The organism is Saccharothrix sp. CB00851, from assembly GCF_001905065.1.
GTDB lineage: Bacteria > Actinomycetota > Actinomycetes > Mycobacteriales > Pseudonocardiaceae > Actinosynnema.
Genome location: NZ_LWLC01000001.1, coordinates 470,322 through 492,383, shown reverse-complemented (window position 1 = coordinate 492,383; position 22,062 = coordinate 470,322). Strand labels below are relative to the sequence as shown.

Below are 22,062 nucleotides of genomic sequence, written 5' to 3'. Positions count from 1 at the left end.
TCACCGCTCGAACGCGGCCACCGCGTCGTCGGCGAGGCGCTCCACCACGTCCCGCAGCTCCAGCGTCTCCAGCCAGTGCTCCGGGATGGCCTCGACACCGTCCCGCGCGCCCAGCAGGTTGCCGCACAGCGCACCGGTCGAGTCGCTGTCCCCGGAGTGGTTGACCGCGAGCAGCAGGCCGTCCGCGAGGTCGCGGGCGGCCAACGCGGTCAGCACCGCGATCGCCAGCGCCTCCTCGCCCACCCACCCGCCGCCCAACGTCGTCTCGATCACCTCGGGCGTCGGCCGCACACCGCCCACCCCCAGCTCCACGGCGAGGTCGAGTAGGGCCAGCTGCTCCTCGTGCCCGTCCCACCGGATCAGCTCGGCGCGGGCCACCTCGATCGCGGCGGGCAGCGCCACGCCCGCCAGCACCTGCTGCACCAGCACGGCCAGCACCCCCGCGGACAGGTAGCCGCTGGGGTGGCCGTGGGTCAGCGCGCCGGTCGCGGCGGCCAGGTCGAACACCTCGCGCACGTCGTCGGACCACAACGCCACCGGTGCCGCCCGCATCACCGCGCCGCAGCCCTTGGAGTCGTTGATCGGGGCGTCCACCGTGCCCGGCACGCCCGAGCGCAACGCGGTCAGGCACGTGTTGCCGGGCGCGCGCTGGTCGTGCAGCTCGGGCACGTCCAGCAGCCACCCGTCCGGTGTGACCTCCGGTCCGCCCTGCGTGCGCAGCCACCGCGCGTACGCCACGCGCACCTCGTGCACGGGGTCGCTGCCGCGCTTGCGGGCCAACAGCAGGCCCTCCAAGGTGAACAGGGTCATCTGGGTGTCGTCGGTGATCGCGCCGAGCCTGCCGTAGGCGGGCGCGTAGTCGGTGAGGCCCGCAGGCCCGAACCGGCCCCGGATGCGGTCGATCCGGTCGAACTCGATCGAACCGCCGAGCGCGTCGCCGACGGCGCCGGCGAGGAGGCTGCCGCGGAATGAGCCGCTCAGAAGTGAGTTCACGTCGCAGAAGTTATCGTGCCGGCGTGACCTCTTCGGTAGACCGATGCAGTTCCCGGACCCGGGAATGGGTGTGCGAGGCCGTCCGCATCATCGAAGCGGACGCCAACCGCAGCGCCGACACGCACCTGCTGCACTTCCCGCTCCCACCGGAGTGGGGCATCGACCTGTACTTGAAGGACGAGTCCACCCACCCCACCGGCTCGCTCAAGCACCGGCTCGCGCGATCGCTGTTCCTGTACGCCATCTGCAACGGCTGGGTCGTCGGCGGCACACCGGTGATCGAGGCGTCGTCCGGCTCGACCGCCGTGTCGGAGGCGTACTTCGCGCGGCTGCTGGGGTTGCCGTTCATCGCGGTGATGCCCCGGTCGACCAGCCAGGAGAAGGTGGCGCTGATCGAGCGCCAGGGCGGGCAGTGCCACTTCGTGGACGAGCCGGGCGCGATCTACGACGAGTCGCGGCGGCTGGCGGCGGAGCTGGGCGGGCACTTCATGGACCAGTTCACGCACGCCGAGCGGGCCACGGACTGGCGCGGCAACAACAACATCGCCGAGTCGGTGTTCCAGCAGATGGCGCTGGAGGCGGCGCCCGAGCCGGAGTGGGTCGTGGTCGGCGCGGGCACCGGCGGCACGAGCGCCACCATCGGCCGCTACATCCACTACCGCAAGCTGCACACCCGGCTGGCCGTGGTCGACCCGGAGCACTCGGTGTTCTTCGACGCGTGGTGCGACCGGGACCCGTCGTTGACCGGCACGCGGGGCTCGCGCATCGAGGGCATCGGCCGGCCGCGGGTGGAGCCGTCGTTCATCCCCGACGTGATCGACCGGATGTACAAGGTGCCGGACGCGGCGTCGGTGGCCACGATCCGGCACGTCGAGGACGTGCTGGGTCGGCGGGTCGGCGGGTCGACCGGCACGAACCTGTGGGGCGCGTTCCAGTTGATCGCGGAGATGCGGGCGTCGCGGCTGCGCGGGAGCGTGGTGACGTTGCTGTGCGACGGCGGAGAGCGTTACGGGCACACGTACTACGACGACGAGTGGGTGGCCGCGCAGGGCATGGACCTGGCGCCGCACCTGGCCACGCTGAAGAGGTTCCGCTCGACCGGTATGTGGGGTCGGTGAATCCTGATTTCATGGGAACGCGCGGCGCCCGCGGTGCGTCGCAGCGGGGATCGGCGCGTGGGAAGGGGTGTGCGGTGAGCGCGTGGCGGACGGCGGAGGTGCTCACGGCGGAGGACGTGCTGGCCAGGTCGGTCGCCGACGCCGACAAGGCGATGCGCGAGGCGGCGAAGCTGCGCTACCCGCAGCGCGAGCCGTCTGCCGACGACGTGCGGCGGGTGATGCAGTACGCGAAGTCGAACGCGGCGTCGCCGGAACTGCAGGCGTTGCAGCGCCGGATCGCGGGCGGCTACCTGAGCTGGCGCCAAGTCCTCATGGGCGAAGCCGCCGACGACCGCGGCGTGAAGGCGGCCCTGGAAGCGGACCGCGAAGCCCTGTCCGCCCTGTGCCGCGGCGAGGAACCACGCGTCGACCCGCCGAAGCCCGCGCCGCGCGACGACGACGAGCCGATCTCGTTCACCGAGGACGCCTGGTAGGCAGCCTCAGCCCAGCACCAGCGCGACCGGCACGGCGATGCCCCACACCAGCATCGCCAGGCCCGTGTCACGCAGCACGGGGATCAGGTCGCGGCCCTTGCTGCCGTTCAGCACCCGCCGCGCGCCGAGGACCACCAGCGGCAGCGCCAGGAAACCGATGAGCGCCAACGGCACGCGCAGGCCGATCACCAGCGTGATCAGGAACGGGATCGTGACCAGGGCCAGGTACAGCCGCCGCGAGTCGCGGTCGCCCAGGGTCGAGGCCAGGGTCCGCTTGCCCGCCCGGACGTCGGTCGGGATGTCGCGCAGGCTGTTCGCGATCATCACGCCGGTCGAGAACGTGCCCATCGCGACCGCGCCACCGATGCCGATGCCGGTGACCTCACCGGTCAGCACGTACAGCGTGCCGAGCACCGCCGCCGGCCCGAAGAACACGAACACCGCCAGCTCGCCCAGTCCCGCGTACCCGTACGGCTTGCGGCCACCGGTGTAGAACCACGCCGCCCCGATGCACACCGCGCCGAACGCCACCATCCAGTACCGGCCGGACAGCACCACCAGCACCAAGCCCGCCACCGCGGCCACGCCCAACGCCGCGAACGCCGCCGTGCGCACCGCCTTCGGGTTGGCCGCACCCGAGCCGACGAGCCGGAACGGGCCCACCCGGTTGGTGTCCGTGCCGCGGATGCCGTCGGAGTAGTCGTTGGCGTAGTTCACGCCGACCTGCAGCGCCACCGACACCACGAGCGCCAGGACGGCCCAGACGAGGGTGAAGCCGTCGATGTGGTGCGCGGCGCCCGCGCCGACCAGCACCGGCGCGATCGAGTTCGGCAGCGTGCGGGGGCGGGTCCCCGATACCCACTGGGCGACTGTGGCCATGTCGGACATCCTCCGACATGGGGCACGGGGACCCGCTCCCGGGTGGCCGCGTGATCAGCAGGCGGTGGCGCCCGACACGCCGGACACGTACGCCCGCGCGACGTACTTGCCCGCCGCGATCCGGTACCAGATGTTCGACGTGCCCTGCGAGCCCGTCACCGACTGGCCGGTGACCTGGCACTCGACCCGCACCTGCGCGTAGTTCGCGGCCAGGCCGACCTGGGATGCGGTCGACGTCGCCCCGCTGCGCACGTTCAGCGGGCCGCCCGAGGTCCGGACGAAGCCGGCCGGGCCCGACCCGGTCCACTGGTAGGTCACGGTGACCCAGGCGTTGTCGGTCAGCTTCAGGCCGTCCCAGAACGTGCCGTCGGCCAGGTCGATGCCCGCCGGGTTGGCCACGGTGCGGCCGAACTGGTCCTTGCCGCCGTTGTAGCCGTCCTGGTACGCGGCCTGCGCCTCCGGCTTGCCCTGCGGCAGGTCCTTCCACATCTCCCGGGTGGCCGACGGGTTCCAGTAGTCGTCCTTGGTGTTCCACGGGCCGACGTCCCACACCGGAGCCCACTCGCACCGGCCGTTGGACGCGCACACCCGCACGCTGTACGTGCCGGTGCCCTTGGCGGACAGGCCGCGCCGCGACGGCAGGGCGACGAAGTGGTCGCGGGCGACGATCACGTGCCCGTTCGCGGTGGTGCCGCCGACCAGGCCCTCGCGGGTCGCGAAGATCCGGTAGGACCGGCCCGCGGCCTGCGCGCCGACGTCCGACGCGGCGGGCGCGGTGAACGCCCGCAGGTCGAGCCGGCTCACCTCGGGCGAGGCCTGCTCCGCCGTCATCGCCAACCGGACCTGCACGGTGGTGACCGAGGTCGGCAGCACGGCGGGCGCGTCGGGCCGCGCCTCGACCCACTCGGTCCACTGCTCGTCGCCCAGCGCGCCGCGCACGTCGACGGCGACTTCGGCGCCTGCCGGGACGGCGCTCTTCACGGTCGCGGCGACGGCGTTGACCGGCGCGTCGAACGTGCGCGGTTCGAGCTGCAGGAACCCGGTGCGGATGGCGGCCCGCGCGCTGGCGGGCGTCGGTGCGGCACGGTCGAGCCGGATCGTGCCGTGGTGCGAGGTGACGCCGTTGTCGTCGGCGTCCACGGTGGTGAGGTCGGCCGTCCACTCGCGGTCACCCTCGGCGGCGGCGGGCGCCACCAGACCGGCGGTCAGGACGGTGGCGACGGCGAGCGGTATCAGGTAGCGCCTGGTCATCGCAGCACTCCTCGTCCGGACGCGGCGGTGCGGAGGTGACCGCGGCAGGGCCGCACGCGTCTCGGCGCTGCCGAGCCAATCGCCTGGCGTGGTTAGCTGTCAACCAACAAGGTTGCTAACAAGACAGAAACTCACCCAAACGAGCTAGCGACCGCCTTCCGATCCACCTTGCCCGGTCCGCGCAGGGGCAGTTCCGTCACGAAAACGACCCGCTTCGGCATGGCGAACCGCCCCACCACCTCGCCGACCGCCGCGCACAGCTCGTCCGCGTCGGGCGGGTCACCAGGATCTTCGGGCACGACGGCCGCGGCCACCAGTTGACCCCACTCCGGATCGGCCAGCCCCACCACGCACGCCTCCCGCACGCCGGGCTGCGCCGTCAGCGCGCGTTCGACCCGGGAGGGCGCGATGTTCTCGCCACCGCTGATGATCACGTCGTCGGCACGCCCCAGCACCTCCAGCGTCCCGTCGGCCCGGATGCGCCCCAGGTCACCGGTGCGGAACCACTCGCCGAACGGCTCGCCGCCCCGGTAGCCCAGCGCCAGCACGGGCCCACCGACCTCGATCCGGCCGTCGGCCAGCCGCACGCGCACGCCGGCCAGCGGCAGCCCGTCGTAGACGCACCCGCCGGACGTCTCGCTCATGCCGTACGTGGTGACGACCCGCACCCCGAGCATCCGCGCCCGTTCCAGCACGGCGGGCGGAGTGGCGGCACCGCCGATCAGCACGGCGTCGAACTGCCGCACCGCCGCCAGCCCCGGGCCTTCGGTGGCGACCAGACGGGCCAGCTGCGTCGGTACCAGCGCGGTGTAGTGCGGACCGGGCTTGGCCAGCACCGGACGGGCTGCCACCGCGAAGTCGGACGCGCGGAAACCGGGGGCGAGGTCCATCACACCGGGCTCGGTGCCCGCCACGACCGATCGCACCAGCACCTGGATGCCCGCGATGTGCGTGGTCGGCAGGGCGAGCAGCCACGTGCCGGGCCCGCCGAGGCGGGCGTGGGTCAGCTCGGCGGACGTGGTGAGCGCGTCCGCGCCGAGCAGCACGGTCTTCGGCTCGCCCGTGGAGCCCGACGTCGTGACCGCGAGCGCGGCCGCGGTCTCCCAGCCCCGCAACGGCGCGTGGTCGCCGTCCTGGGCCGACACCAACCCTTCGCCGCTCAACGCGGCGCGCACCTGGTCGAGGGTGATCATGATCAGTAGTAGTAGGGGTAGTCGGACCAGTTCGGCGGGCGCTTCTCCAGGAAGGCGTCCCGGCCTTCCACGGCCTCGTCGGTCATGTACGCCAGGCGCGTGGTCTCGCCCGCGAAGATCTGCTGCCCGACCAGGCCGTCGTCGATCAGGTTGAACGCGTACTTCAGCATCCGCTGCGCGGTCGGCGACTTGCCGTTGATCTCCCTGGCCCACTCCAGCGCCGTCGACTCCAGCTCGGCGTGCGGCACGACCGCGTTCACCGCGCCCATCTTGTGCATGTCCTCGGCGGTGTAGGCGCGGCCGAGGAAGAAGATCTCGCGGGCGAACTTCTGGCCGACCTGCCGGGCCAGGTACGCCGAGCCGTAGCCGCCGTCGAAGCTGCCGACGTCGGCGTCGGTCTGCTTGAACCTCGCGTGCTCGGCGCTGGCGAGCGTGAGGTCGCACACCACGTGCAGGCTGTGCCCGCCGCCGGCCGCCCACCCCGGGACGACCGCGATCACGACCTTCGGCATGAACCGGATCAGCCGCTGGCACTCCAGGATGTGCAGCCTGCCCGCCCGTGCCGGGTCGACGGTGTCCGCCGTCTCACCCGACGCGTACTGGTAGCCGCTGCGCCCGCGGATGCGCTGGTCGCCGCCCGAGCAGAAGGCCCAGCCGCCGTCGCGCGGCGACGGGCCGTTGCCGGTGAGCAGGACGCAGCCGACGTCCGAGCTCATCCGGGCGTGGTCCAGCGCGCGGTACAGCTCGTCGACCGTGTGCGGCCGGAACGCGTTGCGCACCTCGGGCCGGTTGAACGCGATGCGCACCGTGCCCTGGTCGACCGCGCGGTGGTAGGTGATGTCGGTGAAGTCGAACCCCTCGACCCGCTTCCAGCGGGTGGGGTCGAACAGCTCGGAAACGTCCTGATCTGCCACGGCTAGGGACAATAGGCCCGTGCGGCGGCTGAGAGCGGGACCGGTCCGGCTCAGCGCGTGGAATCACCTGGTCGCGGGCTGAGCGACAATGTCGGGGTGAACCCGTCCACCGCGCAGGCCAGGGTGCTCGTCGACGAGCTGATCCGCAACGACGTCCGGCACGTCGTGCTGAGCCCCGGATCGCGCAACGCCCCGCTGTCGTTCGCCCTGTCCGAGGCGGCGGCGGCCGGACGCCTCACCCTGCACGTCCGCGTGGACGAGCGCACCGCCGGTTTCCTCGCCCTCGGCCTGGCCAAGGGCAGCGGTGAGGTCACCGCCGTCACCTGCACGTCCGGCACCGCCGTGGCGAACCTGCACCCGGCGATGCTGGAGGCCGGGCACTCGGGCGTGCCGGTGATCGCGGTCACCGCCGACCGCCCGGTCGAGCTTTACCGCACCGGTGCCAGCCAGACCGTGGACCAGCAGCGCATCTTCGGCACGGACACCCTCCAGTTCCCCATCGCCGAGCGCCGGGACAACCAGAACGGCCTGTGGCGCTCCCTGGTGTGCCGCGCCGTCGCCACCGCCCGCGAGCACGGCCCGGTGCACGTCAACGTGCCGTTCCGCGAGCCGCTGGTGCCCGACGGCCGGCCCGACGACTGGCCCGAGAGCCTGGACGGCCGCCCGTTCGACATGCCGTGGACCCGCACGGCCCACCGCACGACCACCTCGACGCACGCCGCCGACCACCTCGGCCCGCGCACCCTGGTGATCGTCGGCGACACCGACCACGACCTCTCCGACCTGGCCGAACGCGCGGGCTGGCCGGTGATCGCGGAGCCGACCGGGCACGGCCTGCGCCACGGCGCGCTGCTGCTCAACGCGGGCGACCTGCCCGAGCACCTCAAGCCGCGGTCGCTGGTGGTCGTCGGCCGCGCCACGCTCTCCCGGGGTGTGCTCAAGCTCATCGCGCAGACCCCGGTCGTGCACGTGCTGTCCGACGAGCTCGACTGGCCGGACCCGCAGTTCACCGCCACGCACACGTCCACCGACCTGGTGCTGGGCGAGCACGACGTGGACGACGACTGGCTCACCGCCTGGCAGCACGCGGACAAGGCGGTCGCCGACGTGGTGGACGACCTGCTGGCGAAGCAGCCGTGGCCGACCGGCCTGCACGTGGCCCGTGACCTGGTCGCCGCACTGCCGCCGGGCGCGAACCTGTTCCTCGGCTCGTCCAACCCGGTGCGCGACGTCGACCTGGTCGCCGCGCCGCGCCGCGACGTGCGCACCTACGCCAACCGGGGCGTGGCGGGCATCGACGGCAGCATCTCCACCGCCGCGGGGATCGCGTTGACCGAGGGCCCGACCTACGCGCTGATCGGCGACCTGACGTTCTTGCACGACGCGAACGGCCTGCTCATCGGCCCAGGTGAGCCGCGACCCGACCTGACGGTCGTCGTGCTCAACGACGACGGCGGCGGCATCTTCGCGTTGCTGGAGCAGGGCGCGAAGGAGCACGAGCAGACTTTCGAGCGCGTTTTCGGCACGCCGCACGGCGTGGACCTGAAGGCGCTGTGCGCGGCGCACCACGTGCCGCACACCGAAGCGCGCACGCCGGGGGAGTTGCGGCAGGCGCTGGAACTGCCGAGCGGAATCCGCGTGGTGGAGATCCGGGCGGAACGGCGCGAACTGCGCGATCTGCACGCCCGGTTGAAAGCCGCCGTCTCGACGTCATTCCACTAGGCGAATCCTACTCACGGGGGTACAGCCCGCCGTGGGCCGAGACTAGCTTCGCCGCATGTCCCTGAGAGCGAAGCTGACCCTCGGTACCGCCGCCGCGGCGTCCGTGCTCCTGCTCGCCGGCACGGCGACGGCGGCCCAGCCCGGAGCGCCGGGCATCGGCGACCCGTACTACCCGAACGCGGGCAACGGCGGGTACGACGTCGCCCACTACGACATCAGGCTCAACTACCAGCCGGCCACCGACAACCTGTCCGGCACCACCACGATCCTGGCCAAGACCACCCAGGATTTGAGCCGGTTCAACCTCGACTTCCTGCTGAAGGTCAGCTCGGTCCGGGTCAACAACAAGGTCGCCGCGTTCACGCAGTCCGGCGGCGAACTCGTGGTCGACCCGCGCGGCACGCTGCGCAAGGGTTCCGACGTGACGGTCGTCGTCACCTACTCCGACGTGCCCTCGACCTACGCGGTGGACGGCTACACGTCCTGGAAGCGGACCCCGGACGGCGCGCTGGCGATCGACCAGCCCGACATCGCGCCGTGGTGGTTCCCGAGCAACAACCACCCGACCGACAAGGCGAAGTTCGACATCTCGGTGGCCGTGCCGACCGGCGTCGAGGTGATCTCCAACGGCACGTTCGGCGGCACGGTCCAGCAGATCAACGGCTGGACCCGCTGGCGCTACCGCAGCGCGCAGCCCATGGCGACGTACCTGGCGTTCGTCGCGATCGGCCAGTTCGAGATCCGCCAGTCGACCGCGCCGAACGGCCAGCCGGTGCTCAACGCCTACTCGGAGCGGCTCGGCGCGGACTACGGCGCGGCCGTGGCCAGCATCGAGCGCACGCCCGAGGTGACGGAGTTCCTGGAGTCCCAGTTCGGGCCCTACCCGTTCGAGGCGCAGGGCGGCGTGGCGACGCCGGGCATCGGCTTCGCCCTGGAGAACCAGACCCGGTCGACCTACGACACCGCGTTCTTCCGGCGCGGCTCGAACACCTACGTGGTGGCGCACGAGGTCGCGCACCAGTGGTTCGGTGATTCCGTATCGGTGCAGGGCTGGCAGGACATCTGGCTGAACGAGGGCTTCGCGAGCTACGCGGAGTGGCTGTGGTCCGAGCACGTCGGCGAGGGCACCGCCCAGGAGAACTCGGACTACGTCTACGGCCTGTACCCGGCCGACAGCCCGTTCTGGCAGGTGCTGCCCGGCAACCCGGGCGCGGCCAACCAGTTCCACGGCGCCGTTTACGACCGGGGTGCGCTGACCGTGCACGCGTTGCGCGGCGAGATCGGCGACGAGGTGTTCTTCCGGCTGCTGCAGGAGTGGCCCGCCGCCAAGCGCAACGGCAACGCGTCGACGGACGAGTTCATCGCGTTCGCGGAGAAGCTGTCCGGCAAGCAACTGGACGAGCTGTTCCAGACCTGGCTGTTCACGCCGGGCAAGCCGGCCGTCGCACCGGGCGCGGCGGGTTTCACGGCGCGTGCGGCGACCGTGACCGAGCCGAAGTCGTTCAAGAAGATCCACGAGACGCGGGAGCTGCTCGCGGGTCACCAGCACTGAGCAAGTCGAACGTCACACGCGGGGCCGCCCTCGACCCGGGGGCGGCCCCGCGTGCGTCCACCTTTCAAGCCTCGCCCGAGCGCAACCTGCGCAACGCTTCCGTGCTCATCCGGCTCAGGTTCTCCAGGCCCCGCTGGGTGAAGATCAGCTCCAGGGCGAAGGAACGCTTGCCGCCGAACTTGAACTGGGCCTCCCCTTCCTCCGCGTCCAACTCGCAGACGATGTCGCAATCGTCATCGACCTTCACCCACGCCTCGACGTCGGTACCGCTCGCACTGATCACGGGCACCTCCCGGTCTTACTGTCCGTTGCCATCCGTTACTATCCGTGTGAGCGAGATGCTAGGGGGAAAGTTCCCCTTAGGCACTCGCTCGATCGGGTAGATCCTCATCGGAGGCCGGGGTCATGCGTGCTCGTCAGACGTTGGAGCGGCGGCAGCTCGGCCTGTCGCTGAGGCGTTACCGCACCCTGCGCAGCGCTTCCCAGGCCGAGGTCGCCGCGATCACCGGGGTGAGCGATTCGCGGATCAGCAAGGTCGAGGACGGCACCGCCACGCTCACCACCGATCAGCTCGCGCAGGCCCTCGACTTCCTCGACGTGCACGGCGCCGAACGCGAGACCGTCCTCGAACTCGGGGCGCGGGCGCGCAAACGGCTACGGCGCAGCGCGAAGGACGTGCAGCCGTACACCGACACGCTCCCCGGCTCGTTCCAACGGCTCGCCGACATGGAAGCGGACGCCACGGCGATCTGCTGGTACGAGCCCGGAGTGGTGCCCGGCCTTCTCCAATCTCCCGGTTACATCCGTGCGGTGATCGCGTCGTGCGACGGCGTGTTCTGGGAGCCGTCAGAGGACGAGATCGAGAGCCGCTACATCTTCCGCCGCCAGAGGCAGATCACGAGCTTGGAGACGGACCCACCGAAGAAGCTGGAATTCGTGTTCACCGAAGTCGCACTGGATTGCGGCGAGGGTGGTGCGGACGTCCAGCGGGAACAGCTCGAACACCTCCTCTACCTGGCCAAGCAGTATCCGGACATCACCATGCAGGTGTTGCGGTCAGGCGGCCTGAGCAACCCGGTGCCCAGCGCCGGGGTGATCGTGCTGGACTTCGACGGCACCGCGCCCACAGTCGCGTTCACCCCGACCGTGTACGGGCCGTCCACCTACTTCGATGACGCGAGCGACACGGCGAAACTCTTGCGCGCCTTCAGGAAACTCCAGGTACTGGCCCGTGATCACGCCGATACCATGAAGTTGATCCGCCGGAAGCTACAGGAGGACTAGCCATGTCGAATTCCCTGCGTGACACCGGTTGGTTCAAGAGCAGCCGCAGCGCGGGCGCCAACGACGCGTGCGTGGAGTGCCGCATCACCGCCGACCACGGTGTCGGTGTCCGCGATTCCAAGAACCCAGCCGGCGGGACGTTGTGGGTGGGTTCGGCGGCGTGGTCGGGCTTCCTCGCGGGTGTGAAGAACCGGTAGCGACAGCGGGGTGGGGTGGCCTGTCGACCACGCCACCCCGTCTCACTCGCTGTCGAAGTGGTCCAGGCTGGCCGGGTAGTGGGGCAGGCGATCCTTCCTGCCCTGTGGGGTTTCCTTCGGTGCGGGCCAGGTGGTGCCGATGTCGCCGAGGTAGGTCCTGGAGGCGAGCCTGCCCGCCAGAATGCGATCGAGGAGGTCGTCCTGCGCGGGCTCCAGTTCGGTCAGCCGCGTGAGCACCGTCAACAGGTCCACGAACTCCCGTGTCCACTCCGTGGGCCACTGATCCACGTGCATCTCGTCCAGCGGACTGGTCTTCTTGCCGCCCGGAGTGGCCTTGCGGTAGTCGAACCAGGACTTCACCACCGGGCGTCCGCCGACCTCGTAGTTCCAGACTTCCGGTCGCACCGGTCCCCACACGCCGTCACCCAGCGCGCCCTCCTGCCGGTCTTCGTCATACGTGCGCGTCGTCGGCATGGCGGTGATCGGCTTGAGCGACAACGGCTGTCGCTCGTCGCCGGCCGGGTATCGGACGTTGCCCTGCGGACGGCCTTGGTCCGGATCGGCGAACACCTCGCCGTAGGTATGTAGCCAGACGACCTGCTTGCCCAGTTCCACCGCCTCGCGCCACAGGTCCGGCTCCAGCGTGATGGGCACCCGGATGCCCGGCGTGGTCAGCTCGTCGGCGAACCGCGTGGTGAAGCCGGGGTGCGCCACCACCGCCGCGATGTAGGCCACCAAGTCTTCGACCGTGATGCGGGTGTCGAGGTCAAGCACCTCCGACAACCCCTTGGCCAAGCCGCGAGCCAGATTGCCCGACCCGTCCGGGTGCAGCATGGGCAACGCCCGCCCACCCCGATTGTTGAAGTGGTCCATGTCCGGGATCAGTGAGGTGAACAGCAGTCCTGGCCCGGTGCTGATGATTTTGGAATGCTGTTCGATCACGAACACCTGACCTGGTACCCGAGCGGCCCACAGCGGTGGTGATGGACGATGGATCAGCCTGTTGTCGGGGATGATCCATTGCCTGTCGAAGGATCTATAACCCACGCGGGCCGATGTCGGCAGTGTTCCGCGTTCTCGCGCGAAGGGTTCGGTGCGAGAGGAAGTGTCTGTTCCTGGCAAAGGTGGCTTCTTCAAGTCGAGGCTCGCTGACTCGCTTTCCTTGAACAGGGTGCGTTTGGTTTCCAGGTCGTTCTCGTTGACCAGGCGTTGCCAGCGGGCTTCGAGGATGCTGGGGTGCGGCGCGTAGACCCAGGTCCGGTTGGGCTTCACGCCCGGTGCGGTCCAGGGCATCAGGTCGTCCATCGAGGGCCAGTCGTCCCACGCGCCTTCGGCGGCGGGAGTGAACCCCTCCTGCCACCCGGTGCGGGCGTCTCGCCAGCCCTCGCCGTCAAGGTCGAGCGCAGCCAGAGCGCGGTACTTGTCCTGGCGTCGTCCGGAGATGGTGGTGTACCGGATGCGGGAGGGCGTGTTGGTGTCGTTGTCGACGGCACGGACGAAAATGCCGATGGCGAGCGGCTGCTGCACACCGGGGAAGATTCGGGTGGGCACGTCGGGGCGTTGACCCTCCGGGCTGACGTTGATGATCCAGCCCTCGGAAGTGTTGCGGCGCAAATATTCGCGCATCCCCTTGAATCCTGGACCACGCAGGTAGCCACTGGTCGTGATGAAGCAGACGATCCCCGGACTTTCGGGGCCGTGCGCATCGAACACCTTCCACGTGGCCCAACGCCAGAAGTAGATGTAGAGGTTCTTGAGGACGTACTCGGCCAGCCCGTTGCCGGGCGCGCGGAACCGGTCCAGTTCGTTCGGCCTCTTGCCGCTCTTCTTCGATCCGCTCTCGTCGCCCTTCTCGATCCAGCCACCGTCGTCCTTCGCCCGCTCGCGGTAGGGCGGGTTGCCGATCACCACGGTGACCGGCACGTGGGCCTTGACCAGGTTCGCCTGGATGCGTGACTCGGAGATCGTGCCTAGGCCGGCGCCGAGCTGTTCGACCTGTGCGTGGGGGTCGTCCAGGGTGTTGGTGACGAACAACGGCAGGCCGTCCGCCGGCGGTTGGGTGCCGTACTTGCGCAGCAGGTCGGTCAGCCGCAGTTCGGCTACCGCGTACGGGCCCATCTGCATCTCGAAGCCGGTGATCTGCCGCGCGAGCGACTCGACGGCGTAGCGCTGAGCCCCGGGGACTGCTCCCTGGCCGTCCGCCGAGGCAGCCTCTCGCGCCTGCTCGGCGACCCGTTCCACGATGGTGTGCAGGTAGGTCCCGGTGCCCATCGCCGGGTCGACGGTGCGCACACCTTGATCGGCGAAGCCTTTCGTCTTGCCCAGGCGGGTGCGCAGCACGTCCTCCGTGAGGCGGACCATCTCCTCCACCACCTGGTGAGGCGTGTAGTAGGAGCCAGACCGTTGCCGTGCGTCCGGGTCGTACACCTCAAGGAAGTACTCGTACAAGTGCAGGTAGTTGTCGAGTTTGCGCTCGCGGATCCGCTCCCAGTCGACCACGCCCACCAAGCGGACCAGTAAATCCAGCGTGACCTTGAAATCGGCGGCCACGACATCGGTGAGCAGTTGCAACGCCCGACCCATCAGCGAGTGGCCTTCACCTCCCAGACGGCGACCGATCTCGTGCAGGGTCGTCTCGTGCAGGTCGATGCCCTCTGTCCGGGCGAGCAGGAGGGCGAACGTCACGGTCTGTGCGTAGCCATCCGCGAAATCGTCGTCCGGCGCCTGGGGGAAGAGCAGTCGCCGCCAGTCGGTCGCCAGGCCGTGGAACGGTTGAAGTCGCTCCGGCGCGCCTCCGCGAATCTTCTCGCGCTCCAGGGCGAGCTGGTCCAGTACCTCGTTCTTCAACAGTCGGGTCAGCGGCGGGATCGCCTTCACCAGCGCGGGGATCGAGGTGATCGGCGCGGGCCTCCACTGCAGGAACCCACGCAGCAGCAGTTCGAAGTCACCGTTGCCCACCGCGAGCTTGCTGCCGGCGGACTCCAGCGGGCCGCCGGTCAGCGTCACCGGTTCGCCCACCGGTTCGCCGTCGTGCCACCGCCGCCATTCCGTGCCGTTGGTGTAGATCAGGTTCGGCAGGTCCCGCTGGCGTTCCCATTGGACGAGGTCATGACCTCGGAAGGTTGCCGGGTCGACGGTATGGCCAGGCGCTTTGACCTCGACATAGCCGGTGATCGCGCCGTTGACGCCGATCGCGTAGTCGGGCCGGACCCGGCGTTCGGCATCGTGTACCTCGTCGTGCGGCACCACCCGCAGGCCGAATCGCTCGCCGGTGACTCTCAGCAGAGCCTCGATCGGTGCGCGGATCGCGGCCTCGCGTTCACCCGGTCCGGCCAGTTTCGCCTTGCACGCCTCACCGAAATCGGCGACTGCGGTGAGCAGCCACCCCGGAACGTTGGCCGACGTCATCCACACCCCTTATCGAACACGTGATCACCAGAACGTACTCGGCAGCACCGACAATGTCTGGTCGATCACCGTCCGCGTTACGTGGTGACGGTCGTGGGGAGAGGTCACGCGCCTTCGAGGGCTTCCCGAAAGGGCAGCATCTTGGCGTGCGCCTCGTGGACCTCGGAGTCCGGGTCGGATTCGGCGACCAGTCCACAGCCGGCGAACAGGCGGGCGGTGCGGCCGTCGACCTGGGCGCAGCGCAGTGCGATGCCCAGCTCCCCGTCGCCGTTGCCGTCGATCCAGCCGACCGGTCCGGCGTAGCGGCCCCGGTCCATGCCCTCCAGTTCCTCGATCATGGCGATGGCGTCCGCGCGGGGCGTGCCGCCGACGGCCGCCGTGGGGTGCAGGGCCTCGCCGAGCGCCAGCAACGACGGCGTGCCGCTGAGCGTGCCGATGACGTCGCTGGACAGGTGCGAGACGTTCGGCAGCCGCAGCACCGACGGCCCGTCGACCGACATCGTGTCGCAGAACGGCCGCAGGGTCTCCACCAGCGACGTCACCGCGTACTCGTGCTCGTCGCGGTTCTTGCCCGACGACAGCAGTGCGGCGGCCAGCTCGTCGTCGGACATCCCGTCGTGCGGCCACGTGGTGCCCGCGAGCACCCGTGAGTCGACCACGGACCCGCTGCGGCGCAGCAGCAGTTCGGGCGTGGCGCCGATCAGGCCGTCCACGGCGTACACCCAGCACTCGGGGTACCGGCGGGCCAAGCCCTGGAGCACGAACCGGTGGTCGATGTCGGTGTCCGCGACCGCCAGCAGGTCGTGTGCGAGCACGACCTTGTCCAGCTCGCCGTCGCGCATCCGCTCGACCGCCGCGCGCACCGCCTCCCGGTACCCGGTGACGGACACCTGCCCGTCGCTGTAGCGGACCTCCGCCGGCTTGCGCACCGGCTCGACCCGGCGCTTGCCGCTGTCGCCGATCGTGGTCAGCCAGGCGTGCCCGTTGCGCCGGCCCATCACCACCTCCGGCACCACGAGCACCGAGCGGCCGGGCCGGTCGGAGAACGCCATGCTGACGAACGCCACCGGTCCCGTGCCCGGCACGCCGACCTCGTCCTCGACTTCGAGGTCCTCGGTGAACTCGCGCCACCAGCGGTCGGCGGCGGCGAACCGGTCCGGGCCCGACACCTCGAACCGGGCCGCCTCACCCCACCCGACCAGGCCCGTCCCGTCCCGCACCCAGCTCAGCGCACCGGTCGGCGCGGGGAGCCTGCCCAGCAGGTTGTCGCCCATGACGCGCCTGGTGTGCGCGCGCAGCCGTTGACGGGTCCGCGAGGCAGGAGCTGAGGTCACGGCGTCGAGGGTATGGACTCGTCGCTGAGATCCGGAGCGGAGGCCGTCCTAGACTCCTCAGCTGTGGCGGACGACGCAGTGCGGACAGGTGCCCTCCCGAGGGCTCGGCTCCTGGTCAGCCGGTCGTTGGTGGTGTTCGGCGCGGTGGTGACGCTGATCGGCGTGATCCTGCTCGCGGCGTGCTGGCGCGACGACCTGATGATCGAGGAGCGGCTGGGCAAGGCGACCGCCGAGGTGGTGTCCGTCTCGTTCCAGCGCACGGTGGTGCGCTTCGCCACGCCCGACGGCGCCGTGCACAGCCCGTCGCAGGGCCTGCTGTACCCGGAAGGGCTGGAGCCCGGTCAGCTCGTGCGCATCGAGTACGACACGGCCGACCCGGAGGTGGCCCGGGTCGCCGGGCGCACGGCCGTGCTCGCGTTGCTGCCGATCGGCACCTTCCTGCTCGCCGTGTGGGCAGTGCTGGTGCCGCTGGTGTGGCTCGTGCGGAAGGGCTTGCCCAGCAGGATCAGGCTCAGCAGGAGCAGGTCCAGCGGGTTGTGACAGTTCTGCCGTAAATCGGTCTCCAGGTGTAACATCGGGGCATGGACCTGGAGGCTCAGTTCGAGCGCACCGTCGCGGCCGAGCAGCGCGTCGAGCCGCGTGACTGGATGCCCGACGGCTACCGGAAGACGTTGATCCGGCAGATCGCGCAGCACGCGCACTCCGAGATCATCGGCATGCAGCCCGAGGGCAACTGGATCAGCCGCGCGCCGTCGCTGCGCCGCAAGGCGATCCTGCTGGCCAAGGTCCAGGACGAGGCCGGGCACGGGCTGTACCTGTACGCCGCGACCGAGACGCTGGGCGCGGACCGGGGCGAGCTGACCGAGAAGCTGATCTCGGGCAGGCAGAAGTACTCCTCGATCTTCAACTACCCGACGCTGTCCTACGCCGACGTCGGCGTGATCGGCTGGCTCGTGGACGGCGCCGCGATCTGCAACCAGGTGCCGCTGTGCCGCACGTCCTACGGGCCGTACGCGCGGGCGATGATTCGGATCTGCAAGGAGGAGTCCTTCCACCAGCGGCAGGGCTACGAGCTGCTGCTGACGATGATGTCCGGCACCGACGCCCAGCGCGCCATGGTGCAGGAGTCGGTGAACCGCTGGTGGTGGCCGTCGCTGATGATGTTCGGCCCGCCGGACGCCGAGTCGTCCAACACCGAGCAGTCGATGAAGTGGCGGATCAAGCGCAACACCAACGACGAGCTGCGGCAGAAGTTCGTGGACATGACCGTGCCGCAGGCGGAGAAGCTGGGCGTGACGCTGCCCGACCCGGAGCTGAAGTGGAACCCCGAGCGCGGGCACCACGACTTCGGCCGGCCGGACTGGGACGAGTTCTGGCAGGTCGTCGGCGGAAACGGGCCGACGAACGCGCAGCGCGTCGCGCACCGGCGCAAGGCGCACGAGGACGGCGAGTGGGTGCGTGCTGCCGCCGCGGCGCACGCTGCGAAGCACGTGGCTCGGGAGGGTGTGGCATGAGTGCGTCGTGGCCCCTGTGGGAAGTGTTCGTGCGCGGCAAGCGCGGGTTGAACCACGTGCACGTCGGGTCGCTGCACGCGCCGGACGCCGAGATGGCCGTCCGCAACGCGCGTGACGTCTACACCCGGCGCAACGAGGGCGTGTCGATCTGGGTGGTGCCCGCAGCGGCGATCACCGCGTCGTCGCCGGACGAGAAGGACCCGTTCTTCGAGCCCAGCGGGGACAAGGTCTACCGGCACCCGACGTTCTACGAGATCCCCGAGGACGTGCCGCACCTATGAGCTTCGACAACGCTTACGAAGCCCTGATCGACGGGCACGAGGACGCGCACTGGGCGTTCGGCACCGGGTTCTCCGAGGCGCTGGCCGGGGTGGACCGCGAGGTGCCCGACGTCGACCGCGCCGACCTGACCGCGTACTGCCTGATGCTCGGCGACGACGCACTGGTCATGTCGCAGCGGCTGGCCGAGTGGTGTTCCCGCGCGCCGGAGCTGGAGGAGGACGTCGCGCTGGCCAACATCGCGCTCGACCTGCTCGGCCAGGCCCGGATGCTGCTGACCCGCGCCGGCGAGGTCGAGGGCGCGGGCCGGGACGAGGACGCGTTGGCCTACCTGCGCGACGAGCGCGACTTCCGCAACGTGCACCTGGCGGAGATCGAGTGCGGCCCGTTCGCGGGCGGTGACTTCGGCACCACCATGGCCCGCCTGCTGGTGTTCTCGTCGTGGAAGCTCGCGCAGTACTCGCGGCTGCGGGCGAGCGCCGACCCGGTGCTGGCGGCGGTGGCGGCGAAGGGCCTGAAGGAGCTGGCCTACCACCGCGACCACGCGGCGCAGTGGGTCGTGCGGCTCGGTGACGGCACCGAGGAGTCGCACCGGCGGGTGCAGGCGGGGCTGGAGCGGGTGTGGCCGTTCCTGGCCGAGCTGTTCACCGCGCACGCCGTGGAGCTGCGGCTGGCCGGTGTCGCGGTCGACCCGGCCGAGCTGCGGTCCGAAGTGGACGGTGTGCTGGACGCGGTGCTGGCGGCGGCCGGGCTGACCAGGCCCGCGGACGTGCCCGCGGCGCGCGTGAACGGGCTGGCGGGGCGCGACGGCGTGCACACCGAGGCGTTCGGCTACCTGCTGGCGGAGATGCAGCACCTGCACCGGTCGTTGCCGGGGGCGACGTGGTGACCAGCGCCCTGGAAGTCGCCGCGCGCGTCCGCGACCCCGAACTGCCGGTGCTGACGCTGGCCGACCTCGGCGTGCTGCGGGACGTGACCGAGTCCGACGGGCGGGTGTCGGTGACGATCACACCCACCTACTCGGGGTGCCCGGCGCTCGACGAGATGGCCGCCGACCTGCGGCGATCGCTGCACGCGGCCGGGTACGCGGAGGTGGACGTGCGGCTGTCGCTGTCGCCCGCGTGGACCACCGACTGGATCAGCGAGGACGGGTTGCGCAAGCTGCGCGAGGCGGGCATCGCGCCGCCGTCCCGGCTGGGTCCGCGCGCGGTCGGTCCCGTGCCGTTGAACCTGACCCCGCCGTCGCAGCGGGTGCCGTGCCCGCGGTGCGGGTCGCCGCGCACGTCGGAGGTGTCGCGGTTCGGGTCGACGGCGTGCAAGGCGTTGCGCCGGTGCGCGGACTGCGCCGAGCCGTTCGAGCACGTGAAGGAGATCTGATGGCGCGGCCGGTGTTCCACAAGCTGACCGTCGCGTCGGTCGAGCGCCTGTGCTCGGACGCCGCAGCGGTGACGTTCGAGGTGCCGCCGTCGCTGGCCGCGGACTTCGCGTTCGCGCCGGGGCAGTACCTGACCCTGCGCAACGGCGACGAGCGGCGATCGTACTCGATCTGCGCGCCCGCCGGCGGCCCGCTGCGGATCGGGGTGCGGCGGGTGGACGGCGGGCTGTTCTCCACGTGGCTGGTGGACCGGGTGCAGCGCGGTGACGTGCTGGAGGTGCTGCCGCCGCTGGGCAACTTCACGCCGTCCGCCGGGTCGCACCACGGCCTGGTGGTCGCCGGGTCGGGCATCACGCCCGCGCTGTCGATCGCCGCGTCCGTGCTGGCCGGCGGGGCGCGGGTGACGATGCTGTACGGGAACCGGCGTGCGGACACGGTGATGTTCGCCGAGGAGCTGGCCGACCTGAAGGACCGGTACCCGGCGCGGTTCCAGCTCGTGCACGTGCTGTCGCGGGAGCCGCGGGACGTCGAGCTGTTCACCGGGCGGCTGGACGCGGCGAAGCTGCGGGCGTTGTTCTCGACCGTCGTGCCGTGGGCGGACGTGGACGCGTGGTGGCTGTGCGGGCCGTACGGGATGGTGCGTGACGCGGAGGACGTGCTGGCGTCCCTGGGCGTCGATCCTGCTGCCGTGCACCACGAGCTGTTCTACGTGGACGAGCCGCCGCCCCCACCGCGCCGTGCGGAGTCCTCCGTCGCGGCGGCCACCGCGACCGTGGTCCTGGACGGCCGGAGCACGGAGGTGCCGCTGCCGGCGGACGTGCCGATCCTCGACGCGGCCCAACGGGTGCGCGCCGACCTGCCGTTCGCGTGCAAGGGCGGGGTGTGCGGCACGTGCCGTGCGCTGGTCACCTCCGGTGAGGTGGAGATGCGGCGGAACTACGCGCTGGAGCCGCGCGAGGTGGAGGCCGGGTTCGTGCTGACGTGCCAGTCGTTCGCCACGACACCTGCGGTTACCGTGGATTACGACGCCTGACCTGGCATATTGGGTGCCATGGGACGGTCGGCGCTGTGGGGGCTGCTCATCGGCACGGCGCTGATGACGACCCTGATCTTGTTCGGCTTGGCGCTGCCGTCCTCGGACGACGACGGCGACCCGATGTGGGCCGCGACCTTCATCGCGTCCGGCATGGTCGGCGTGGTGATGGGCGGCATCCCCGGCACCTTGATCGGCCTGGTCGTCGGTGCCGTCCGCCGACGCCGCCCGGCGATCGCACCACTCCCGCCCATGCCGATGCCTCTCCCTCCGCCTCCGCCTCCACTGAACGACCGCTGGTCGGCGATGGTGGGCCGCTGCGAACTGGCCGTGCGCCGGGTGCACGCGGCCGTCGCCACCGTGCCCGCGTCACCGGCGCGCGAGTGGCTGGAGCGCATCGCCGACCGGTTCGCCGCCGAACTGCCGGACGTCCGCCGCCTGGCCGACCTGGGCCGCGCCTTGGACGCCGACCGACACCACCCGGTGACCGACCGCCTCGCCGCCGCGGTCCGCGACTTCACGTCGTTCGAGGACGAGGTGGGCCGAGCGGCCCTGCGCCTGCTGAACCAGACGACCCTCGACGCGGTCCGCACGGACCTGGAAGTCCTGGAACAACAACTGCCACACCTGGGCGGTAGTTAGCCGAGAGCCCCCAGAGCAGCGCGAAACCCGCCAACCGACCTAACGGGAGGTCGAGGACTGCCACCAGGCCAGGACTTCCTCCGCCACCTCCGGCATGGCGACGAGCAGGCCGTCCACCGGCAGCGCGGCGTCTTCGCCTCTTCGGTCCAGCACGGCGGCACCCGATTCGACCGCCAGGGCCACCGCGCCGGCCACGTCCCACTCGTGGTAGCTGTCGAGCACGGCCGCGGCGGCGTGACCGAGGGCCACTTGGGCCACGGCCAGCGCCTTCGAGCCCAGCACCCGCACGCCCGTGCCGGCCACCGCGGCGCGGGAGATGAACTCGCCCATGCCCGGCCACGGTCCGGTGCGGGTCATCTCCGTGCACACGATCGAGCTCACCGCCTGGTCACCCAGCCGCACCGGCGTGCCGTTCGCCCGCATGCCACGGCCCCGCGCGGCGGCGTAGATCTGGGCCCGGTAGGGGTCCGCGACCACGCCGACGACCGGCCCCCACCGGTCGACCAGCGCCAGGCTGTACGCGCACCACGGCACGCCGGCGACGTAGTTCGCGGTCCCGTCGACCGGGTCGACGACCCAGCGGAACTCCGCGTCGCTCGCCACGTCGATGTCGGTGTCCTCGCAGAACACCGGGATGTCCGGGAACTCGGCCGTCAGCACCCGCCGGGTGTGCCGCTCCAACGTCCGGTCGGTGTCGGTGACCCAGTCGAACGGCGAGGCCTCGTCATCGGGTCGCGCACCGCGACCGGCCGTCGCCATGATCACGTCGGACGCGTCGTTGGCGAGTCGGCCCGCTATCTCCAGCGCGATCGACACCAGGCCGGGATCGACGGGCTGCGCGGGTCGGGACGACAAGACGGTCATGCCGACCTAGTGTCACCGCACAGAGTGACCGCGCCGC

Annotated in this window: 22 protein-coding genes; 13 read left to right on the top strand and 9 right to left on the bottom strand. The window is 70.8% G+C overall.

Annotated elements, in window-relative coordinates; genetic code table 11:
* On the bottom strand, nucleotides 1–993 hold the full coding sequence (locus A6A25_RS02350) for an ADP-ribosylglycohydrolase family protein (protein ID WP_073886014.1): 993 nt from the start codon (nucleotides 991–993) through the stop codon (nucleotides 1–3).
* Between A6A25_RS02350 and A6A25_RS02345 the strand changes: the two genes are divergently transcribed.
* Both A6A25_RS02345 and A6A25_RS02340 read left to right on the top strand, forming a co-directional pair.
* Nucleotides 969–2,111, top strand: a complete 1,143-nt coding sequence (locus A6A25_RS02345; RefSeq protein ID WP_073886013.1) for a PLP-dependent cysteine synthase family protein — start codon at nucleotides 969–971, stop codon at nucleotides 2,109–2,111. The genes A6A25_RS02350 and A6A25_RS02345 overlap by 25 nt on opposite strands.
* Nucleotides 2,112–2,185: 74 nt before the next feature.
* Complete coding sequence (locus tag A6A25_RS02340; protein ID WP_073886012.1) at nucleotides 2,186–2,584, top strand: hypothetical protein; 399 nt, start codon at nucleotides 2,186–2,188, stop codon at nucleotides 2,582–2,584.
* 6 nt (nucleotides 2,585–2,590) lie between these two features.
* On the opposite strand, the gene A6A25_RS02335 is transcribed toward A6A25_RS02340, so the two are convergent.
* The 4 genes from A6A25_RS02335 to A6A25_RS02320 all read right to left on the bottom strand — a co-directional run bounded on the left by A6A25_RS02335 (nucleotide 2,591) and on the right by A6A25_RS02320 (nucleotide 6,821).
* Complete coding sequence (locus A6A25_RS02335; protein WP_073886011.1) at nucleotides 2,591–3,463, bottom strand: 1,4-dihydroxy-2-naphthoate polyprenyltransferase; 873 nt, start codon at nucleotides 3,461–3,463, stop codon at nucleotides 2,591–2,593.
* Nucleotides 3,464–3,517: 54 nt separating this feature from the next.
* A complete protein-coding gene (locus A6A25_RS02330; RefSeq protein WP_073886010.1) occupies nucleotides 3,518–4,714 on the bottom strand; it encodes a hypothetical protein in 1,197 nt (398 codons plus the stop codon).
* A gap of 131 nt (nucleotides 4,715–4,845) precedes the next feature.
* Nucleotides 4,846–5,907 (bottom strand): o-succinylbenzoate--CoA ligase, encoded by a 1,062-nt coding sequence (gene menE, locus A6A25_RS02325; RefSeq protein ID WP_073886009.1) that lies wholly within the window; start codon nucleotides 5,905–5,907, stop codon nucleotides 4,846–4,848.
* 2 nt (nucleotides 5,908–5,909) lie between these two features.
* Nucleotides 5,910–6,821 carry a 1,4-dihydroxy-2-naphthoyl-CoA synthase gene (locus tag A6A25_RS02320; RefSeq protein ID WP_073886008.1) on the bottom strand — a complete coding sequence of 304 codons (912 nt, stop codon included), beginning with the start codon at nucleotides 6,819–6,821 and terminating at the stop codon, nucleotides 5,910–5,912.
* 96 nt (nucleotides 6,822–6,917) lie between these two features.
* Here A6A25_RS02320 and menD point away from each other — a divergent pair, with 96 nt between their 5' ends.
* Both menD and A6A25_RS02310 read left to right on the top strand, forming a co-directional pair.
* A complete protein-coding gene (gene menD, locus A6A25_RS02315; RefSeq protein ID WP_073886007.1) occupies nucleotides 6,918–8,543 on the top strand; it encodes a 2-succinyl-5-enolpyruvyl-6-hydroxy-3-cyclohexene-1-carboxylic-acid synthase in 1,626 nt (541 codons plus the stop codon).
* A 55-nt stretch (nucleotides 8,544–8,598) separates the two neighbouring features.
* Nucleotides 8,599–10,095, top strand: a complete 1,497-nt coding sequence (locus A6A25_RS02310) for a M1 family metallopeptidase (RefSeq protein ID WP_073886006.1) — start codon at nucleotides 8,599–8,601, stop codon at nucleotides 10,093–10,095.
* Nucleotides 10,096–10,159: 64 nt separating this feature from the next.
* Here the strand turns inward: A6A25_RS02310 and A6A25_RS02305 are convergent, their stop codons facing one another.
* Nucleotides 10,160–10,378 (bottom strand): hypothetical protein, encoded by a 219-nt coding sequence (locus A6A25_RS02305; protein ID WP_073886005.1) that lies wholly within the window; start codon nucleotides 10,376–10,378, stop codon nucleotides 10,160–10,162.
* A 122-nt stretch (nucleotides 10,379–10,500) separates the two neighbouring features.
* Between A6A25_RS02305 and A6A25_RS02300 the strand changes: the two genes are divergently transcribed.
* The gene (locus A6A25_RS02300) at nucleotides 10,501–11,379 is read left to right on the top strand and encodes a helix-turn-helix domain-containing protein (protein ID WP_073886004.1); all 879 of its coding nucleotides are present in this window, start codon (nucleotides 10,501–10,503) and stop codon (nucleotides 11,377–11,379) included.
* Nucleotides 11,380–11,381: 2 nt separating this feature from the next.
* Nucleotides 11,382–11,576 carry a DUF397 domain-containing protein gene (locus tag A6A25_RS02295; protein ID WP_073886003.1) on the top strand — a complete coding sequence of 65 codons (195 nt, stop codon included), beginning with the start codon at nucleotides 11,382–11,384 and terminating at the stop codon, nucleotides 11,574–11,576.
* 42 nt (nucleotides 11,577–11,618) lie between these two features.
* On the opposite strand, the gene A6A25_RS02290 is transcribed toward A6A25_RS02295, so the two are convergent.
* Nucleotides 11,619–14,822, bottom strand: coding sequence for a type ISP restriction/modification enzyme (locus A6A25_RS02290; protein ID WP_158073674.1), 3,204 nt, complete (start codon nucleotides 14,820–14,822; stop codon nucleotides 11,619–11,621).
* 266 nt (nucleotides 14,823–15,088) lie between these two features.
* The gene (locus tag A6A25_RS02285; protein WP_083667821.1) at nucleotides 15,089–16,318 is read right to left on the bottom strand and encodes an isochorismate synthase; all 1,230 of its coding nucleotides are present in this window, start codon (nucleotides 16,316–16,318) and stop codon (nucleotides 15,089–15,091) included.
* A 63-nt stretch (nucleotides 16,319–16,381) separates the two neighbouring features.
* On the opposite strand from A6A25_RS02285, the gene A6A25_RS02280 reads away from it, so the two are divergent.
* From A6A25_RS02280 to A6A25_RS02250, 7 genes are read left to right on the top strand one after another with little or no spacing between them, the layout of a single operon-like run.
* Complete coding sequence (locus tag A6A25_RS02280; RefSeq protein WP_338013188.1) at nucleotides 16,382–16,858, top strand: DUF3592 domain-containing protein; 477 nt, start codon at nucleotides 16,382–16,384, stop codon at nucleotides 16,856–16,858.
* Nucleotides 16,859–16,899: 41 nt separating this feature from the next.
* Nucleotides 16,900–17,832: a 1,2-phenylacetyl-CoA epoxidase subunit PaaA gene (gene paaA, locus A6A25_RS02275; RefSeq protein WP_073886001.1), complete on the top strand. Its 933-nt coding sequence runs from the start codon at nucleotides 16,900–16,902 to the stop codon at nucleotides 17,830–17,832.
* On the top strand, nucleotides 17,829–18,113 hold the full coding sequence (gene paaB / locus A6A25_RS02270) for a 1,2-phenylacetyl-CoA epoxidase subunit PaaB (RefSeq protein ID WP_073886000.1): 285 nt from the start codon (nucleotides 17,829–17,831) through the stop codon (nucleotides 18,111–18,113). The genes paaA and paaB overlap by 4 nt, the downstream gene beginning before the upstream one ends.
* Nucleotides 18,110–19,000, top strand: coding sequence for a 1,2-phenylacetyl-CoA epoxidase subunit PaaC (gene paaC, locus A6A25_RS02265; protein WP_073885999.1), 891 nt, complete (start codon nucleotides 18,110–18,112; stop codon nucleotides 18,998–19,000). The genes paaB and paaC overlap by 4 nt, the downstream gene beginning before the upstream one ends.
* Entirely contained in the window at nucleotides 18,997–19,488 is a 492-nt protein-coding gene (gene paaD / locus A6A25_RS02260) for a 1,2-phenylacetyl-CoA epoxidase subunit PaaD (RefSeq protein ID WP_073886370.1), read from the top strand. The genes paaC and paaD overlap by 4 nt, the downstream gene beginning before the upstream one ends.
* On the top strand, nucleotides 19,488–20,519 hold the full coding sequence (gene paaE / locus A6A25_RS02255; RefSeq protein WP_073885998.1) for a 1,2-phenylacetyl-CoA epoxidase subunit PaaE: 1,032 nt from the start codon (nucleotides 19,488–19,490) through the stop codon (nucleotides 20,517–20,519). The genes paaD and paaE overlap by 1 nt, the downstream gene beginning before the upstream one ends.
* A gap of 18 nt (nucleotides 20,520–20,537) precedes the next feature.
* Nucleotides 20,538–21,161, top strand: a complete 624-nt coding sequence (locus tag A6A25_RS02250) for a hypothetical protein (protein ID WP_073885997.1) — start codon at nucleotides 20,538–20,540, stop codon at nucleotides 21,159–21,161.
* Nucleotides 21,162–21,200: 39 nt separating this feature from the next.
* On the opposite strand, the gene A6A25_RS02245 is transcribed toward A6A25_RS02250, so the two are convergent.
* A complete protein-coding gene (locus tag A6A25_RS02245) occupies nucleotides 21,201–22,025 on the bottom strand; it encodes an inositol monophosphatase family protein (protein ID WP_073885996.1) in 825 nt (274 codons plus the stop codon).
* Nucleotides 22,026–22,062: the final 37 nt, after the last annotated feature.

Excerpts from the sequence above, each read along its gene's own strand:
- A6A25_RS02345 (WP_073886013.1), top strand. The coding sequence starts at position 969 with ATGAGCCGCTCAGAAGTGAGTTCACGTCGCAGAAGTTATCGTGCCGGC.
- A6A25_RS02335 (WP_073886011.1), bottom strand. The coding sequence starts at position 3,463 with ATGGCCACAGTCGCCCAGTGGGTATCGGGGACCCGCCCCCGCACGCTG.
- A6A25_RS02330 (WP_073886010.1), bottom strand. The coding sequence starts at position 4,714 with ATGACCAGGCGCTACCTGATACCGCTCGCCGTCGCCACCGTCCTGACC.
- menE (WP_073886009.1), bottom strand. The coding sequence starts at position 5,907 with ATGATCACCCTCGACCAGGTGCGCGCCGCGTTGAGCGGCGAAGGGTTG.
- A6A25_RS02310 (WP_073886006.1), top strand. The coding sequence starts at position 8,599 with ATGTCCCTGAGAGCGAAGCTGACCCTCGGTACCGCCGCCGCGGCGTCC.
- A6A25_RS02300 (WP_073886004.1), top strand. The coding sequence starts at position 10,501 with ATGCGTGCTCGTCAGACGTTGGAGCGGCGGCAGCTCGGCCTGTCGCTG.
- A6A25_RS02295 (WP_073886003.1), top strand. The coding sequence starts at position 11,382 with ATGTCGAATTCCCTGCGTGACACCGGTTGGTTCAAGAGCAGCCGCAGC.
- paaA (WP_073886001.1), top strand. The coding sequence starts at position 16,900 with ATGGACCTGGAGGCTCAGTTCGAGCGCACCGTCGCGGCCGAGCAGCGC.
- paaB (WP_073886000.1), top strand. The coding sequence starts at position 17,829 with ATGAGTGCGTCGTGGCCCCTGTGGGAAGTGTTCGTGCGCGGCAAGCGC.
- paaC (WP_073885999.1), top strand. The coding sequence starts at position 18,110 with ATGAGCTTCGACAACGCTTACGAAGCCCTGATCGACGGGCACGAGGAC.
- paaE (WP_073885998.1), top strand. The coding sequence starts at position 19,488 with ATGGCGCGGCCGGTGTTCCACAAGCTGACCGTCGCGTCGGTCGAGCGC.
- A6A25_RS02250 (WP_073885997.1), top strand. The coding sequence starts at position 20,538 with ATGGGACGGTCGGCGCTGTGGGGGCTGCTCATCGGCACGGCGCTGATG.
- A6A25_RS02245 (WP_073885996.1), bottom strand. The coding sequence starts at position 22,025 with ATGACCGTCTTGTCGTCCCGACCCGCGCAGCCCGTCGATCCCGGCCTG.